The 15,636-nt window shown below is 64.4% G+C and carries 18 protein-coding genes; all 18 read left to right on the top strand.

The window, feature by feature from the left end; genetic code table 11:
* Positions 1 to 36: 36 nt before the first annotated feature.
* The gene (fliE, locus tag CAF78_RS00890) at positions 37 to 369 is read left to right on the top strand and encodes a flagellar hook-basal body complex protein FliE (RefSeq protein ID WP_085677773.1); all 333 of its coding nucleotides are present in this window, start codon (positions 37 to 39) and stop codon (positions 367 to 369) included.
* Between the two features lie 15 nt (positions 370 to 384).
* Positions 385 to 2,160, top strand: coding sequence for a flagellar basal-body MS-ring/collar protein FliF (gene fliF, locus CAF78_RS00885; protein ID WP_085677774.1), 1,776 nt, complete (start codon positions 385 to 387; stop codon positions 2,158 to 2,160).
* The gene (gene fliG, locus CAF78_RS00880) at positions 2,153 to 3,172 is read left to right on the top strand and encodes a flagellar motor switch protein FliG (protein ID WP_054887156.1); all 1,020 of its coding nucleotides are present in this window, start codon (positions 2,153 to 2,155) and stop codon (positions 3,170 to 3,172) included. The genes fliF and fliG overlap by 8 nt, the downstream gene beginning before the upstream one ends.
* Before the next feature lie 142 nt (positions 3,173 to 3,314).
* Positions 3,315 to 4,079, top strand: coding sequence for a flagellar assembly protein FliH (gene fliH / locus CAF78_RS00870; RefSeq protein WP_085677776.1), 765 nt, complete (start codon positions 3,315 to 3,317; stop codon positions 4,077 to 4,079).
* On the top strand, positions 4,069 to 5,427 hold the full coding sequence (gene fliI, locus CAF78_RS00865; RefSeq protein ID WP_085677777.1) for a flagellar protein export ATPase FliI: 1,359 nt from the start codon (positions 4,069 to 4,071) through the stop codon (positions 5,425 to 5,427). Before fliH ends, fliI begins: the two co-directional genes overlap by 11 nt.
* Positions 5,428 to 5,433: 6 nt before the next feature.
* Positions 5,434 to 5,886: a flagellar export protein FliJ gene (fliJ, locus tag CAF78_RS00860; RefSeq protein WP_085677778.1), complete on the top strand. Its 453-nt coding sequence runs from the start codon at positions 5,434 to 5,436 to the stop codon at positions 5,884 to 5,886.
* A 185-nt stretch (positions 5,887 to 6,071) separates the two neighbouring features.
* Positions 6,072 to 6,377: an STAS domain-containing protein gene (locus CAF78_RS00855; RefSeq protein WP_085677779.1), complete on the top strand. Its 306-nt coding sequence runs from the start codon at positions 6,072 to 6,074 to the stop codon at positions 6,375 to 6,377.
* A gap of 8 nt (positions 6,378 to 6,385) precedes the next feature.
* Positions 6,386 to 8,077: a fused response regulator/phosphatase gene (locus CAF78_RS00850; RefSeq protein WP_085677780.1), complete on the top strand. Its 1,692-nt coding sequence runs from the start codon at positions 6,386 to 6,388 to the stop codon at positions 8,075 to 8,077.
* Positions 8,078 to 8,137: 60 nt separating this feature from the next.
* Positions 8,138 to 8,485, top strand: a complete 348-nt coding sequence (locus CAF78_RS00845; RefSeq protein WP_085677781.1) for an Hpt domain-containing protein — start codon at positions 8,138 to 8,140, stop codon at positions 8,483 to 8,485.
* A gap of 71 nt (positions 8,486 to 8,556) precedes the next feature.
* Entirely contained in the window at positions 8,557 to 9,864 is a 1,308-nt protein-coding gene (locus CAF78_RS00840; protein ID WP_085677782.1) for a flagellar hook-length control protein FliK, read from the top strand.
* 208 nt (positions 9,865 to 10,072) lie between these two features.
* Positions 10,073 to 10,570: a flagellar basal body-associated protein FliL gene (gene fliL, locus CAF78_RS00835; protein ID WP_085677783.1), complete on the top strand. Its 498-nt coding sequence runs from the start codon at positions 10,073 to 10,075 to the stop codon at positions 10,568 to 10,570.
* A 9-nt stretch (positions 10,571 to 10,579) separates the two neighbouring features.
* The gene (fliM, locus tag CAF78_RS00830; RefSeq protein ID WP_027921190.1) at positions 10,580 to 11,548 is read left to right on the top strand and encodes a flagellar motor switch protein FliM; all 969 of its coding nucleotides are present in this window, start codon (positions 10,580 to 10,582) and stop codon (positions 11,546 to 11,548) included.
* Positions 11,549 to 11,595: 47 nt separating this feature from the next.
* Complete coding sequence (gene fliN, locus CAF78_RS00825; protein ID WP_085677880.1) at positions 11,596 to 12,060, top strand: flagellar motor switch protein FliN; 465 nt, start codon at positions 11,596 to 11,598, stop codon at positions 12,058 to 12,060.
* A gap of 12 nt (positions 12,061 to 12,072) precedes the next feature.
* Positions 12,073 to 12,519 (top strand): flagellar biosynthetic protein FliO, encoded by a 447-nt coding sequence (gene fliO / locus CAF78_RS00820; RefSeq protein WP_177408488.1) that lies wholly within the window; start codon positions 12,073 to 12,075, stop codon positions 12,517 to 12,519.
* Complete coding sequence (fliP, locus tag CAF78_RS00815) at positions 12,519 to 13,298, top strand: flagellar type III secretion system pore protein FliP (protein WP_085677785.1); 780 nt, start codon at positions 12,519 to 12,521, stop codon at positions 13,296 to 13,298. Before fliO ends, fliP begins: the two co-directional genes overlap by 1 nt.
* Positions 13,299 to 13,319: 21 nt before the next feature.
* The gene (gene fliQ, locus CAF78_RS00810) at positions 13,320 to 13,589 is read left to right on the top strand and encodes a flagellar biosynthesis protein FliQ (protein ID WP_016393817.1); all 270 of its coding nucleotides are present in this window, start codon (positions 13,320 to 13,322) and stop codon (positions 13,587 to 13,589) included.
* Positions 13,590 to 13,596: 7 nt separating this feature from the next.
* Complete coding sequence (gene fliR / locus CAF78_RS00805; protein ID WP_085677786.1) at positions 13,597 to 14,373, top strand: flagellar biosynthetic protein FliR; 777 nt, start codon at positions 13,597 to 13,599, stop codon at positions 14,371 to 14,373.
* 2 nt (positions 14,374 to 14,375) lie between these two features.
* Positions 14,376 to 15,518 carry a flagellar biosynthesis protein FlhB gene (flhB, locus tag CAF78_RS00800; protein WP_085677787.1) on the top strand — a complete coding sequence of 381 codons (1,143 nt, stop codon included), beginning with the start codon at positions 14,376 to 14,378 and terminating at the stop codon, positions 15,516 to 15,518.
* Positions 15,519 to 15,636: the final 118 nt, after the last annotated feature.

Raw genomic sequence — 15,636 nt, 5'->3', positions numbered from 1 at the left:
GTGTCAAAAAAATGCGGCCGCCGGAGAGAGAAGGTCATGAGCCAAGGTGTTGAATTCAATCGTCTGATGTTGGACATGCGGGCCATGCAGGCCGATGCCATGTCGTTGCCCAAAGCCACTGCCGCCCCCGAGCTGGCGCCTGGCCAAAGCACCTTTGCCGACATGCTCGGCCAGGCCATCGGCAAGGTCAGCGAGACCCAGCAGGCGTCGACCCAGTTGGCCAATGCCTTCGAGATCGGCAAGAGCGGCGTCGACCTGACGGACGTGATGATCGCCTCGCAGAAAGCCAGCGTGTCCATGCAGGCGTTGACCCAGGTACGCAACAAGCTGGTCCAGGCGTACCAGGACATCATGCAGATGCCGGTTTGAGGACGGAAGTAAGTCATGGCTGATGCAGTCGTCGATAACGCCCCCGCCAAGAGCGGTGCGCCAGGTTCCAAGCCACCGCTGTTGAACATGGCGTTCCTGGAAAACATCTCGCAGATGCCCATGCTGCGTCAGGTCGGCCTGCTGGTCGGGTTGGCGGCGAGCGTGGCGATCGGCTTCGCCGTGGTGCTGTGGTCGCAGCAGCCCGATTACCGGCCGCTGTACGGCAGCCTGGCCGGCATGGACACCAAGCAGGTCATGGATACCCTGGCCTCCGCAGACATTCCCTACCATGTCGAGCCCAACTCCGGGGCGCTGCTGGTCAAGGCCGACGACCTCTCCCGTGCGCGCCTTAAACTGGCGGCTGCCGGCGTGGCGCCAAGCGATGGCAATGTCGGCTTCGAGCTGCTCGACAAAGAGCAGGGGTTGGGCACCAGCCAGTTCATGGAAGCGACCCGCTATCGCCGCAGCCTGGAAGGCGAACTGGCGCGTACCGTGTCCAGCCTGAACAACGTCAAGGCCGCCCGGGTGCACCTGGCGATCCCGAAAAGCTCGGTATTCGTGCGTGACGAGCGCAAGCCAAGCGCCTCGGTGCTGGTCGAGCTGTACCCGGGCCGTTCGCTGGAAGCCGGCCAGGTGATGGCCATCGTCAACCTGGTCGCTACCAGTGTGCCCGAGCTGGACAAGTCGCAAGTCACCGTGGTCGACCAGAAGGGCAACCTGCTCTCCGAGCAGTTGCAGGACACCGCGCTGACCATGGCCGGCAAGCAGTTCGACTACAGTCGCCGCATGGAAGGCATGCTCACCCAGCGTGTGCACAACATCCTGCAGCCGGTGCTGGGCAATGACCGCTACAAGGCAGAAGTGTCCGCCGACCTGGACTTCAGTGCGGTCGAGTCGACCTCCGAGCAGTTCAACCCGGACCAGCCGGCGCTGCGCAGCGAGCAGGCGGTCAACGAACAACGTGCCAGCAGCCAGGGCCCGCAGGGCGTTCCGGGGGCGCTGAGCAACCAGCCACCTGGCCCGGCGTCGGCGCCGCAGACAACCGGTGGTGCTGCCGGGGCGGCCGCTGCAATCCAGCCTGGCCAGCCACTGGTAGATGCCAACGGCCAGCAGATCATGGACCCGGCCACCGGCCAGCCAATGCTCGCGCCGTACCCATCGGACAAGCGTGAGCAGACCACCAAGAACTTCGAGCTGGACCGTTCGATCAGCCACACCCGCCAGCAGCAGGGTCGCCTGACCCGCCTGTCGGTGGCGGTGGTGGTCGACGACCAGGTCAAGGTCGACGCCAATGGCGAAACCAGCCGTGCCCCCTGGGGGGCTGAAGACCTGGCCCGCTTCACGCGCCTGGTGCAGGACGCAGTGGGCTTCGATGCCAGCCGTGGCGACAGCGTGACGGTGATCAACGTGCCGTTCGCCGCCGACCGTGGTGAAGAGATCGCCGATATTGCGTTCTACCAGCAGCCGTGGTTCTGGGACATCGTCAAGCAGGTGCTGGGCGTGCTGTTCATCCTGGTGCTGGTGTTCGGCGTGCTGCGTCCGGTGCTCAACAATATTACCGGTGGCGGCAAGCAGGCTGCTGCGGACAGCGACATGGAACTGGGCGGGATGATCGGTCTGGATGGCGAGCTGGCCAACGACCGTGTCAGCCTCGGTGGCCCGTCAAGCATTCTGTTGCCGAGCCCTACCGAGGGTTACGAAGCACAGCTCAACGCAATCAAAGGCCTGGTGGCCGAAGACCCGGGCCGCGTAGCCCAGGTCGTCAAAGAGTGGATCAACGCCGATGAGTGACAATCGAGCCATTACCGCCAAGCTGAGCCGAGTCGACAAGGCCGCGATCCTGCTGCTGTCGCTCGGTGAGACCGATGCTGCACAAGTGCTGCGGCACATGGGCCCGAAAGAAGTGCAGCGGGTCGGTGTGGCGATGGCGCAGATGGGCACCGTGCACCGCGAGCAGGTCGAGCAGGTGATGAGCGAGTTCGTCGAGATCGTCGGCGACCAGACCAGCCTGGGCGTGGGCTCTGACGCCTACATCCGCAAGATGCTCAACCAGGCCCTGGGCGAGGACAAGGCCAACGGCCTGGTCGACCGCATCCTGCTGGGCGGCAACACCAGCGGCCTGGACAGCCTCAAGTGGATGGAACCGCGCGCCGTGGCCGATGTGATCCGCTACGAACACCCGCAGATCCAGGCCATCGTGGTGGCCTACCTCGACCCCGACCAGGCCGGTGAGGTACTGAGCAACTTCGACCACAAGGTGCGCCTGGACATCGTCCTGCGCGTGTCGTCGCTCAACACGGTGCAACCGGCGGCGCTCAAGGAGCTGAACCAGATTCTCGAGAAGCAGTTCTCGGGCAACTCCAATGCTGCGCGCACCACCCTGGGCGGCATCAAGCGCGCCGCCGACATCATGAACTTCCTCGACAGCTCGGTGGAAGGTGCGCTGATGGATGCGATCCGCGAGATCGACAGCGACCTGTCGGAGCAGATCGAAGACCTGATGTTCGTCTTCAACAACCTGGCCGACGTCGACGATCGCGGTATCCAGGCGCTGCTGCGCGAAGTGTCGTCCGACGTGCTGGTGGTGTCGCTCAAGGGTGCCGACGAGCGGGTCAAGGACAAGATCTTCAAGAACATGTCCAAGCGTGCCTCGGAGCTGCTGCGCGACGATCTCGAAGCCAAGGGCCCGGTGCGCGTCAGCGACGTGGAAACGGCGCAGAAGGAAATCCTCACCATTGCCCGGCGCATGGCCGAGGCCGGCGAGATCGTGCTCGGCGGCAAGGGTGCCGAGGAAATGATCTGATCCACAGGCGACACGAACCCTTTGTGGGAGCGGGCTTGCCCGCGAACACCGGCGAAGCCGGTGCCATTCACCGCGGTGCCTGCTTCGCGGGCAAGCCCGCTCCCACAGGGACTGCATCGGTCGTTGTTGAGTAGCTGAGAACATGCCCACCAAAGAATCCCACCCCAGTGACCTGATCCGCGCCCGCGACCTCGAGGGCGTCGATGTCTGGGCGCTGCCCAGCTTCGACCCGGAGCCCGCGCCGGAGCCCGAGCCGGAACCGGAAGTCGTCGAGGAAGAAGTCGAGGAAGTGCCGCTGGAGGAAGTCCAGCCGTTGACCCTCGAAGAGCTCGAGGCGATCCGCCAGGAGGCCTACAACGAAGGCTTCGCCACTGGCGAGCGCGAGGGCTTCCACAGTACCCAACTGAAGGTGCGCCAGGAGGCCGAGGAGGCACTGGCCATCAAGCTGGCCAGCCTGGAGCAGCTGATGGGCCACCTGCTCGAGCCGATCGCCGAACAGGACACGCAGATCGAACGCAGTGTGGTGCATCTGGTTGCGCACATGGCGCGCCAGGTCATCGGCCGCGAACTGCGCAGCGATTCCAGCCAGATCACCCAGGTATTGCGTGAGGCGCTGAAGCTGCTGCCGATGGGCGCCGACAACATCCGCATCCACCTCAACCCGCAGGATTTCGAGCTGGCCAAGGCCCTGCGCGAACGCCACGAGGAGAGCTGGAAACTGCTTGAAGACGAAGCCCTGCTGCCAGGTGGCTGCCGGATCGAGACCCTCCACAGCCGCATCGACGCGACCATGGAAACCCGCATCGAGAAAGCCGTGGCGCAATTGTTCGACCAGCTGCATGACCAGGCCCTGCACCCGGCGGCTGCGGACATGTCGGTGGAACTGGACGCCAGCGATGCGCCTTGACCGCACCAGCTTCGGCAAGCGCCTGGGCGGCTACGCCGAGGCGATCGCGTTGCCGGTGCAACCGGTGGTCGAAGGCCGCCTGCTGCGCATGGTCGGCCTCACCCTCGAAGCCGAAGGCCTGCGCGCCGCGGTCGGCGGGCGCTGCCTGGTGATCAACGACGACAGCTACCACCCGGTGCAGGTCGAGGCCGAGGTGATGGGCTTTGCCGGCAACAAGGTGTTCCTGATGCCGGTGGGCAGCATCGCCGGCATCGCGCCGGGGGCGCGCGTGGTGCCGTTGGACGACAGTGGTCGCCTGCCCATGGGCATGAGCATGCTGGGCCGGGTGCTCGACGGCGCCGGGCGCGCCCTCGACGGCAAGGGCGGCATGCGCGCAGAAGACTGGGTGCCGATGGACGGGCCGATCATCAACCCGCTCAACCGTGACCCCATCAGCAAGCCACTGGACGTGGGCATTCGCAGTATCAACGGCCTGCTCACTGTCGGCCGTGGTCAGCGCCTGGGCCTGTTCGCCGGCACCGGCGTCGGTAAATCGGTGCTGTTGGGCATGATGACCCGCTTCACCGAAGCGGACATCATCGTGGTCGGTCTGATCGGCGAGCGGGGCCGCGAGGTCAAGGAGTTCATCGAGCACATCCTCGGCGAGGAGGGGCTCAAGCGCTCGGTGGTCGTGGCATCGCCTGCTGACGATGCGCCGCTGATGCGCTTGCGCGCGGCGATGTACTGCACGCGCATTGCCGAGTACTTCCGCGACAAGGGCAAGAACGTCCTGCTGCTGATGGACTCGCTGACCCGTTTCGCCCAGGCCCAGCGCGAAATCGCCCTGGCCATCGGCGAGCCGCCGGCCACCCGCGGTTACCCGCCGTCGGTGTTCGCCAAGCTGCCCAAGCTGGTGGAGCGCGCCGGCAACGGCGAGCCCGGTGGCGGCTCGATCACCGCCTTCTACACCGTGCTGTCCGAGGGTGACGACCAGCAGGATCCGATCGCCGACTCGGCGCGGGGTGTGCTCGACGGTCACTTCGTGCTGTCCCGGCGCCTGGCCGAGGAAGGCCATTACCCGGCCATCGACATCGAAGCCTCGATCAGCCGGGTCATGCCGCAGGTGGTGGATGCCGACCACTTGCGCCAGGCGCAGAAATTCAAGCAACTGTGGTCACGGCTGTCGCAGAGCCGCGACCTGATCAGCGTGGGCGCCTATGTGGCCGGTGGCGACCCGGAAACCGACCTGGCGATTGCCTTGCAGCCGCGGCTGGTGGACTTCCTGCGCCAGGGGCTGGACGAGAACGTCGGCATGGGCCAGAGCCGCGACGAGCTGGGGGCGATCTTCACGCCTCCGGCGAAAGGTTGATAGATCATGAGCCTGCCCGGTCGCGCTGCCCGCCTGGCCCCTGTGGTCGACATGGCCGAAGAGGCCGAGCGCAAGGCCGCCCAGCGCGTGGGGCACTTCCAGCAGCAGGTGGTTCAGGCCCAGGCCAAGCTGGCCGAGCTTGAGTCGTTCCGCGAGGGGTACCAGGCCCAGTGGATCAACCGCGGCGGGCAGGGCGTGAATGGCAGCTGGCTGCTCAACTACCAGCGCTTCCTGGCCCAGCTGGAAACGGCCATGACCCAGCAGCGCCAGAGCCTGGCCTGGCATGAGAACAACCTGAAGAATGCCCGTGGCACCTGGCAGCAGGCCTATGCTCGGGTAGAAGGGCTGCGCAAGCTGGTGCAGCGCTACATGGAGGAGGCGCGGCGGGCCGAAGACAAGCGCGAGCAGCGCTTGCTTGACGAGCTGTCGCAGCGCTTGCCCAGGCAAGGTCATCTGTAACCTGCACCGGCTTCTTGGCGGGCAAGCCCGCTCCCACAAGGATCACACCAAGGCCTGAGGGCGACATGATACCTGTGGGAGCGGGCGTGCCCGCGAAGAGGCCGGTACAGGTTACCTTGATAGTCCAGCCACGGGCTGCTAAACCTTGAACAGTTGCATTCGCCATCATCGAAGGAATCGCTAGCATGGCAGTCGAGACGGATTTTTCGCAGGACGGGAAAAAGCTCACGATCAAGGTCAAGGGGCGCTTCGACTTTGGCAAGCATCAGGAATTTCGTGATGCCTACGAACGCCAGCCGAACAGGCCCGACTCGGTGGTGGTCGACCTGAAGGACGCCACCTACCTGGACAGCTCCGCGCTGGGCATGCTGCTGTTGCTGCGTGACCACGCCGGCGGTGACGAATCGGACGTGCGCGTGGTGCATGCCAGCTCCGACGTGCGCAAGATCCTGGCCATTTCCAATTTCGAAAAACTGTTCGATATCAGTTGAGTGCCCAGATGCCGGCCGAACAGGCGTTGACCGTACTGGTGGCTGAGGACGGGGCGGTCGACCGCCTGCTGCTGGCGCAGATCGTCCGTCGCCAGGGTCACCACGTATTCACCGCGGAAAATGGCGAACAGGCCGTCGCGCTGTTTGCCGAGAAGCGCCCGCAACTGGTGTTGCTCGACGCCTTGATGCCGGTCATGGACGGTTTCGAGGCTGCGCGGCAGATCAAGGTGCTGGCCGGCGAGGCGCTGGTGCCGATCATCTTCCTGACCTCGCTGAACGAGGAGGATGCCTTGGTGCGTTGCCTGGAGGCTGGCGGCGACGACTTCATGGCCAAGCCCTACAGTGCGGTGATCCTCGGTGCCAAGATCCGCGCCATGGACCGGCTGCGTCGCTTGCAGGCGACCGTGCTCGAGCAGCGTGACCAGATCACCCGCCACCATCACCACCTGCTCAACGAGCAGCGCGTGGCCAAGGCGGTGTTCGACAAGGTGGCCCACTCCGGCTGCATCACGGCGCCGAACATACGTTACCTGCAGTCGCCTTATGCCCTGTTCAATGGTGACCTGCTGCTGGCTGCCTTCACCCCGGCGGGTGACATGCACGTGCTGCTCGGCGACTTCACTGGCCATGGTTTGCCCGCCGCAGTCGGTGCGATGCCGCTGGCGGAAGTGTTCTACGGCATGACTGCCAAGGGCTACGGCTTGGCACAGATGCTGCGCGAGATGAATGCCAAGCTCAAGCGCATCCTGCCGGTGGACATGTTCTGCTGCGCGCTGCTGCTCAAGATCAGCGTGCAGCGCGGTGCGGTGGAAGTGTGGAATGGCGGCATGCCGGATGGCTACCGGCTTTCAGCCGACGGCGCAGTGCTCGGCTGCCTGGGTTCGCGGCACCTGCCACTGGGCATCCTGGCGCCGGAGCGCTTCGACGACAGCACCGAAGTGTTGCCGCTGGCGGCGGGGGAGCGGCTGTTGCTGCTGTCCGATGGCGTGGTCGATACCGCCGACGAGCAGGAGCGCCTGTTCGGTGTCGAGCGCTTGTGCGAGGTGCTGGCCGCCAATCGCGACCCGGCGCAGCTGTTCGACGAGGTGATGCAGGCCCTGGAGCGTTTTGGTGGGCGCCCGCGGGATGACATCAGCCTGTGCGACATTCGCATGTTCAGCGACGAGGACCGGGTGCCTGCGCCCACTCTGTATTCCGACAGCGGGCGCTCCAGCCCGCTGGACTGGTCGCTGGGGTTCGAATTGCGTGGCGAAAGCCTCAAGCGTTTCAATCCCGTGCCCTACCTGGTGCAGTTGTTGCAGGAAATCCATGGCCTGCGGCCTCGCACCGGCGCCTTGCACAGTGTGCTCAGTGAGCTGTATTCCAATGCCCTGGAGCATGGTGTGCTGGGCCTGGATTCACAGCTCAAGCGTGATGTGCAGGGTTTTGCCGACTACTATCAGGAACGGGCCCGGCGTCTGGCGGCGTTGGCCGAAGGTTTCGTGCGCATCGACCTGAAGGTGGAACCCTCTGGGGTGGGTGGGCGTCTTACCATCGAAGTCCGCGACAGCGGCGCGGGGTTCGATGTGCGCAGCGTGTTGTCGCGCCCGTCCCTGGAACAGGACTTGAGTGGGCGCGGGCTGCACCTGGTGCAGCGGCTTGGCAGCCGCGCCGAGTGGAGCGAAGGCGGCCGCTGTGCCCGCGTTCAGTTCGATTGGTGATGCGTCTGGAGGGCCGCGGGGCGGCTCAGGCATAATCCGGCTTGATCAAGGAGTGAGCAAGTGACTGACATGCATATTGACCACAAGGTACTCAGCGACTTGCAGGAGGTCATGGAAGATGGCTACCTGCAGCTGCTGGAGACCTTTCTGGAAGACTCCGAGCGGCGCTTGAGCCAGCTGCACGAGGCCAAGAGCGCCGACGAACTCGGCTTGACCGCGCACAGCTTCAAGGGCAGCAGCAGCAACATGGGCGCTGTTGGCCTTGCCCGGTTGTGCCAGCAACTGGAAGAGCGGGTGAAGGTGCGGCCGTTGTATGGCATCGAAGACCTGATCAACCGGATCGACCAGGAATACCTGGAAGTGCAGTGCTTCTATCGCGGCGAGCGTGAGCGCGTTTCGGCTAACTGATCGCAAGTTGGCGCGACTTTTGCCTCTCTGTGGCCAGATGATATTCCAGTTTCTGGCGCGGAGACCGTTCAATGCCTGTCGCACCCAACCCTTTGTTGCAAGCCAACACCCTGAGCAAGCCGTCGAGTGCGGGTTCCTCGCGGGTGGACAAGCCGCTGCAGGCGGCAGGCGGGCTGGGCGGCGGCTTCGATCAGGTGATGGCCGGGCAGGGGCGCGACAAGGCGCCCGCGCGCAATGACAAGGCTGCTCAGCCCGGCCCGAAGGACAAGCCCGATGTGGCCCAGGGCGGCAAGAAGCAGGCCGCCGACAAACCGGCGGTTGCCGATGACGGCAACAAATTGCCAGCAGCCGATGTGCCGCCGCCTGCCGCCGATGCGGCAGCCGCCAGCGACTCGGGTTCGCTCGATGCCAGCCTGGTGGCAGGCCAGGTCACCGATGCTCAGCCCGGCGCGCAGTTGTTGCAGGCCCAGGCCGAGGCCGTGGCGCCGGTCTTGCAGGCCGCTATCCAGCAAGCGCCGGTGGCCGAGGTGGCCGAGCCGTTGCCGGCAGACGCCGAAGCAGAGGCTTTCGACCCGGATGCCGACCCCTTGGCCAACCTGCCGACCTTGCGCCTGGCCCTGGAGCAGAGTGCCCAGGCCAAAGGGACGACATCGGCCCACGCAACTGACCCAGCCAAGGCTCAATCCGATGATGGGCAAGCGGCCGTCAATCCGTTGGCGACCCTGATCGACAAGGTCGAAGGCGAGGCAGGCAAGTCCGAGACCGGCGACAAGGCCTTCGGTGCCTTGCTCGAAGACGGGCTCAAGGACACCAAGAGCGCCACCAGCGATACCCGTGTCGATGACTTCGCCAATCGCCTGGCCAGCCTGACCCAGGCGGCGACCGCCAAGACTGCCAATGCGCTGCCGGTCAACGCCAACCCTTTGCATCAGCCCTTGCAGATGAACCAGGGCGCGTGGGCCGAAGGCCTGGTCAACCGGGTCATGTACCTGTCCAGCCAGAACCTCAAGTCGGCGGATATCCAGCTGGAGCCGGCTGAGCTCGGGCGCCTCGATATCCGCGTCAATGTCGCGACCGACCAGTCCACACAGATCACCTTCGTCAGCGGCCACGCGGGCGTGCGTGATGCGCTGGACAGCCAGGTGTACCGCCTGCGCGAGCTGTTTGCCCAGCAGGGGCTGGCGCAGCCGGACGTCAATGTCGCCGACCAGTCGCGCCAGCAACAGCAGCAGGCACAGCAGGACGGCTCGCAGCTGTCCGGGGTGGCTGCGCGCAGGGGCCAGGGTGGTGAGGGCGAGCAGGGTGGGCTGGGTGAAGGCTCCCGGGCTGTCGAGCAGCAAGTGGTCATTGGTGACAGCGCTGTCGATTACTACGCCTGATTTTTCCGTTGGCTGTACCGGCCTCTTCGCGGGCTCGCCCGCTCCCACAGGTATTTCACAAGCCGTGAAGGCGGCGTAGGGCCTGTGGGAGCGGGCGAGCCCGCGAAGAGGCCGGTACAGGAAAAACACATCCTGACAAATCTGGCATAACACTTGCTCAAGCCACGTCATCCTCCTTTGAAACCCCGATGGACGACGGATTATTGGCATGGCGAAGAGCGACGCAGTGAAAGACCCCGCCGCAAAAGGCAAACTCAAGCTGATCCTGCTGCTGGTGCTGGCCCTGTTGCTGGCGGTCGGCCTGTCGGTCGGTGCCACCTGGTTCATCATGCACAAGAGTGAATCGGCGCCCGCCCCGGAAGCGGCCGCTACCAACGTCAAGGCGCCCGCGATTTACGTGCCGCTGGCCCCCGCCTTCGTGGTCAACTTCAACCAGAACGGCCGCCAGCGCTACATGCAGCTGAGCATCACCATGCAAGGCCGTAGCCAGGCTGACCTGGACGCACTGGCGGTGCACATGCCGGTGATCCGCAACAACCTGGTGATGATGTTCTCCGGGCAGGGCTTCGACACCCTGGCGGCCAGTTCGGTGGGCCAGGAAATGCTGCGTCAGAAAGCCACCGCGGTGGTTCAGGAAGTGGCGCAGAAGGAAGTCGGCAAGCCGGTGGTCGACCAGCTGCTGTTCACCAATTTCGTATTGCAGTAGGAGTCCGCAATGGCCGTACAGGACCTGCTGTCCCAGGATGAGATCGATGCCCTGTTGCATGGCGTCGACGATGGGCTGGTACAGACCGAGAGCGTTGCCGAGCCGGGCAGCATCAAAAGCTACGACCTGACCAGCCAGGATCGGATCGTGCGCGGTCGCATGCCGACCCTGGAAATGATCAACGAGCGGTTTGCCCGTTACACCCGCATCAGCATGTTCAACCTCCTGCGGCGTTCGGCCGATGTGGCGGTGGGCGGCGTGCAGGTGATGAAGTTCGGCGAGTACGTGCATTCGCTGTACGTGCCGACCAGCCTCAACCTGGTCAAGATCAAGCCGCTGCGTGGCACCGCGCTGTTCATTCTCGACGCCAAGCTGGTGTTCAAGCTGGTGGACAACTTCTTTGGCGGTGACGGCCGTCACGCCAAGATCGAGGGCCGTGAATTCACCCCCACCGAGCTGCGCGTGGTGCGCATGGTATTGGACCAGTGCTTCGTCGACCTCAAGGAAGCGTGGCAGGCGATCATGCCGGTCAACTTCGAGTACATGAACTCTGAGGTCAACCCGGCGATGGCCAACATCGTCGGCCCGAGCGAGGCGGTGGTGGTGTCGACCTTCCATATCGAACTGGACGGCGGCGGTGGCGACCTGCATGTAACCATGCCGTATTCGATGATCGAGCCGGTGCGGGAGATGCTCGATGCCGGCTTCCAGTCCGACCTCGATGACCAGGACGAGCGTTGGGTCAAGGCCCTGCGCGAGGACGTGCTGGACGTTTCCGTGCCGCTGACCGCCACGGTTGCCCGCCGCCAGTTGAAACTGCGCGACATCCTGCACATGCAGGCCGGCGACGTGATCCCGGTGGAGCTGCCCGAGCACCTGGTACTGCGCGCCAATGGCGTGCCGTCGTTCAAGGCGCGCCTGGGCTCGCACAAGGGCAACCTGGCCCTGCAGATCATTGACCCGATCGAACGCCGCTGACGGCGTGCCGGTCGCTCTTCACGAATTGAATGCCTGTCGAGGACATCATGGCTAACGAAAACGAGATCACTTCCGCGGAAGGCCAGGCCCTGGCCGATGAGTGGGCTGCGGCTCTGGAAGAAACCGGTGATGCCGGCCAGTCCGACATCGACGCGTTGCTCGCCGGTGACAGCGGCAAGCCTGGTGCCGGCCGCCTGCCGATGGAAGAGTTCGCCAGCTCCCCGCGGCCGAACGAGAACGTCAGCCTGGAAGGGCCGAACCTGGATGTGATCCTGGACATTCCGGTGAACATCTCCATGGAAGTGGGCAGCACCGAAATCAATATTCGCAACCTGCTGCAACTCAACCAGGGCTCGGTGATCGAGCTCGACCGCCTGGCCGGTGAGCCGCTCGATGTGCTGGTCAACGGCACGCTGATCGCCCATGGCGAAGTGGTCGTGGTCAACGAGAAGTTCGGCATCCGCCTGACCGACGTGATCAGCCCCAGCGAACGCATCAAGAAGCTGCGCTGAGTGAAGGGCACGATGCGGGCCGTGATGGCCTTGGCCGCGCTGCTGGCCAGTGAAGTGGCCATCGCCGCTGCCACGCCTGCCGCCAGCCCGGTTGCGGCGCCGGCCGCTGCGCCCGGCAGCCTTGGCGGGCAGCTGGCGCAGATGGTGTTCGGCCTGTTGCTGGTGGTGGGGCTGATCTTCTTCCTCGCCTGGGTACTGCGCCGCATGCAGGGCGCCACGCCCAAGGGCGGGCAGGTGATCGAGATCGTCGGCAGCCGCGCCATCGGCCCGCGTGACCGGCTGTTGCTGGTGCAGGTTGGCAAGGCGCAGATCCTCATCGGCCACACCCCAGGCAGCATCGAGGCTTTGCACGTGCTGGCCGAACCTGTCGAAGTACCCGCCAGCGCCCGCCAGGCGACGCCGGAGTTTGCCCAGCGCCTGATGGAGCTGATGGGCAAGGATCAGAAGGACAAGAAGTGATGAGCCGCGCCTTGCGCCTGCTGTTGAAAAACGCGTTGAGCACCGTGTTGCCACTCGCCCTGCTGCTGGCTGCGCCGCTGGCCCTGGCCGCCGACCCGTTGTCGATTCCGGCCATTACCCTGACCAACACCGCGGACGGGCAGCAGGAGTATTCGGTCAGCCTGCAGATCCTGCTGATCATGACGGCGCTGAGCTTCATTCCAGCGTTCGTCATCCTGATGACCAGCTTCACCCGGATCATCATCGTGTTCTCGATCCTGCGCCAGGCCCTGGGCCTGCAGCAGACGCCGTCGAACCAGGTGCTGACCGGCATGGCGCTGTTCCTGACGATGTTCATCATGGCGCCGGTGTTCGACCGGGTGAACCAGGATGCCTTGCAGCCCTATCTGAGCGAGAAGATGACGGCCCAGCAGGCCATCGAAAAGGCCCAGGGGCCGCTCAAGGACTTCATGCTGGCACAGACCCGGCAGAGTGACCTCGACCTGTTCATGCGCCTGTCCAAGCGCACCGACATCGCCGGCCCCGATCAGGTGCCGCTGACGATCCTGGTGCCGGCGTTCGTCACCTCGGAGCTGAAAACCGCGTTCCAGATCGGCTTCATGATCTTCATCCCGTTCCTGATCATCGACATGGTGGTGGCCAGTGTGCTGATGGCCATGGGTATGATGATGCTGTCGCCGTTGATCATCTCGCTGCCGTTCAAGATCATGCTGTTTGTCCTGGTCGATGGCTGGGCGCTGATCATGGGTACCCTGGCCGGCAGTTTCGGCGGCGTCTGACGCTGCAAGGAGAGCCCTCGCATGACACCTGAAGTAGCTGTCGACCTGTTCCGTGACGCGCTGTGGCTGACGACCTTGATGGTGGCCATCCTGGTGGTGCCGAGCCTGCTGGTCGGCCTGGTGGTGGCGATGTTCCAGGCCGCCACCCAGATCAACGAACAGACCTTGAGCTTTCTCCCGCGTCTGCTGGTGATGCTGGTCACGCTGATCGTGGCCGGGCCCTGGCTGGTGCAGAAGTTCATGGAGTACATCACCGGCCTGTACACCAGCATCCCGCAGCTGATCGGTTGAGCCTGCCATGCTGGAGCTGACCGACGCGCAGATCGGCACCTGGGTCGCCACCTTCATCCTGCCGCTGTTCCGGGTAACGGCGGTGTTGATGACCATGCCTATCTTCGGCACGCGCATGCTGCCTGCGCGTATCCGTCTGTACGTTGCCGTGGCGATCACCGTGGTGATCGTGCCGGCACTGCCGCCGCTGCCGCAATTCGACCCGCTGAGCCTGCGCGGCCTGCTGTTGTGTGGTGAGCAGGTCATCGTCGGCGCGTTGTTCGGCTTCTCGCTGCAGATGCTGTTCCAGGCGTTCGTCATCGCCGGGCAGATCGTCGCCGTGCAGATGGGCATGGCCTTCGCCTCGATGGTCGACCCGGCCAACGGGGTCAACGTGGCAGTGGTCAGCCAGTTCATGACCATGCTGGTGAGTGTGCTGTTCTTGCTGATGAACGGCCACCTGGTGGTCTTCGAGGTGTTGACCGAAAGCTTCACCACCTTGCCGGTGGGCAACGCCCTGATAGTCAACCACTTCTGGGAGATGGCCGGTCGCCTGAGCTGGGTGTTCGGCGCCGGCCTGTTGCTGATCCTGCCGGCCATCGCCGCCCTGTTGGTGGTGAACATCGCCTTTGGCGTGATGACCCGCGCAGCGCCCCAGTTGAATATCTTCTCCATCGGCTTCCCGCTGACCCTGGTGTTGGGCATGGCCATCTTCTGGATCGGCCTGGCCGATATCCTTTCTCACTACCAGACGTTGGCCAGTGAGGCGTTGCAGTGGCTTCGTGAGCTGGCAAGGGCGCGCTGAGCATGGCTGAAAGCGAGAGCGGTCAGGACAAGACGGAAGAACCCACCGACAAGCGCAAGCGCGATGCGCGCGAAAAAGGTGAGATTGCCCGTTCCAAGGAACTGAACACGGTGGCGTCGACCCTTGCCGGCGCAGGTGCCTTGCTGGCATTTGGCGGCAACTTGGCTCAAACACTGATGGCGTTGATGCAGCTGAACTTCTCGCTGACGCGCGAGGTGATCACCGACGAGCGTTCCATGGGGCTGTTTCTGCTGGCCTCGGGCAAGATGGCCATCTGGGCGGTGCAGCCGATTCTGCTGCTGCTGTTCCTGATTGCGTTCGTGTCGCCCATTGTCCTTGGCGGGTTCGTCTTTTCTGCCAGCCTCTTGCAGCCCAAGTTCAGCCGGATGAACCCGCTGTCGGGGATCAAGCGGATGTTTTCGCTGAACTCGCTGACTGAGTTGCTGAAGGCGATGGCCAAGTTTTTCGTGATCCTGATCGTTGCCCTGGTGGTGTTGGGCAATGATCGCCAGGCGCTGCTGGCGATTGCCAACGAGCCTCTGGAGCAGGCGATCATCCACAGTGTCCAGGTGGTTGGCTGGAGCGCCCTGTGGATGGCGGCCGGGCTGCTGCTGATTGCCGCGGCGGACGTGCCGTTCCAGCTGTGGCAGACCCACAAGAAGCTGAAGATGACCAAGCAGGAGATCAAGGACGAGTACAAGGACAGCGAAGGCAAGCCTGAGGTCAAGCAGCGCATCCGGCAGCTGCAGCGCGAGGTGTCGCAGCGGCGCATGATGGCTGCCGTGCCCGAGGCCGATGTGATCATCACCAACCCGACCCACTATGCCGTGGCCCTGCAGTACGACCCGGAGAAGGGGGGCGTGGCGCCGCTGCTGGTGGCCAAGGGTACCGACTTCATCGCCTTGAAGATTCGCGAGATCGGCGTGGAGCACAAGGTGCAGATCCTCGAGTCGCCGGCGCTGGCGCGGGCGATCTACTACTCCACCGAGGTCGAAGGGGAAATTCCCGCGGGGCTGTATCTGGCAGTGGCACAGGTGCTGGCCTACGTGTTCCAGATTCGCCAGTACCGCTCCGGCAAGGGCAAGCGGCCAGAGCCGCTCAAGGAAGACCTGCCGATTCCGTCTGATCTACGCCGCGACAACTGATTCCAGCCTGTGCCGGCCTCTTCGCGGGCTCGCCCGCTCCCACAGGTACAGCGTGCACTCAGGCCTTGTGGCATCTCTGTGGGAGCGGGCATGCCCGCGAAGAGGCCGGCACGGGCAA

Source organism: Pseudomonas sp. R28(2017) (assembly GCF_002112505.1).
Taxonomy (GTDB): Bacteria; Pseudomonadota; Gammaproteobacteria; order Pseudomonadales; family Pseudomonadaceae; genus Aquipseudomonas.
The sequence above is the reverse complement of the archived record's forward strand: the minus strand, read 5'-3'. Positions and strand labels throughout refer to the sequence as shown.

Excerpts from the sequence above, each read along its gene's own strand:
- fliE (WP_085677773.1), top strand. The coding sequence starts at position 37 with ATGAGCCAAGGTGTTGAATTCAATCGTCTGATGTTGGACATGCGGGCC.
- fliF (WP_085677774.1), top strand. The coding sequence starts at position 385 with ATGGCTGATGCAGTCGTCGATAACGCCCCCGCCAAGAGCGGTGCGCCA.
- fliG (WP_054887156.1), top strand. The coding sequence starts at position 2,153 with ATGAGTGACAATCGAGCCATTACCGCCAAGCTGAGCCGAGTCGACAAG.
- fliH (WP_085677776.1), top strand. The coding sequence starts at position 3,315 with ATGCCCACCAAAGAATCCCACCCCAGTGACCTGATCCGCGCCCGCGAC.
- fliI (WP_085677777.1), top strand. The coding sequence starts at position 4,069 with ATGCGCCTTGACCGCACCAGCTTCGGCAAGCGCCTGGGCGGCTACGCC.
- fliJ (WP_085677778.1), top strand. The coding sequence starts at position 5,434 with ATGAGCCTGCCCGGTCGCGCTGCCCGCCTGGCCCCTGTGGTCGACATG.
- CAF78_RS00855 (WP_085677779.1), top strand. The coding sequence starts at position 6,072 with ATGGCAGTCGAGACGGATTTTTCGCAGGACGGGAAAAAGCTCACGATC.
- CAF78_RS00850 (WP_085677780.1), top strand. The coding sequence starts at position 6,386 with ATGCCGGCCGAACAGGCGTTGACCGTACTGGTGGCTGAGGACGGGGCG.
- CAF78_RS00840 (WP_085677782.1), top strand. The coding sequence starts at position 8,557 with ATGCCTGTCGCACCCAACCCTTTGTTGCAAGCCAACACCCTGAGCAAG.
- fliL (WP_085677783.1), top strand. The coding sequence starts at position 10,073 with ATGGCGAAGAGCGACGCAGTGAAAGACCCCGCCGCAAAAGGCAAACTC.
- fliM (WP_027921190.1), top strand. The coding sequence starts at position 10,580 with ATGGCCGTACAGGACCTGCTGTCCCAGGATGAGATCGATGCCCTGTTG.
- fliN (WP_085677880.1), top strand. The coding sequence starts at position 11,596 with ATGGCTAACGAAAACGAGATCACTTCCGCGGAAGGCCAGGCCCTGGCC.
- fliO (WP_177408488.1), top strand. The coding sequence starts at position 12,073 with ATGCGGGCCGTGATGGCCTTGGCCGCGCTGCTGGCCAGTGAAGTGGCC.
- fliP (WP_085677785.1), top strand. The coding sequence starts at position 12,519 with ATGAGCCGCGCCTTGCGCCTGCTGTTGAAAAACGCGTTGAGCACCGTG.
- fliQ (WP_016393817.1), top strand. The coding sequence starts at position 13,320 with ATGACACCTGAAGTAGCTGTCGACCTGTTCCGTGACGCGCTGTGGCTG.
- fliR (WP_085677786.1), top strand. The coding sequence starts at position 13,597 with ATGCTGGAGCTGACCGACGCGCAGATCGGCACCTGGGTCGCCACCTTC.
- flhB (WP_085677787.1), top strand. The coding sequence starts at position 14,376 with ATGGCTGAAAGCGAGAGCGGTCAGGACAAGACGGAAGAACCCACCGAC.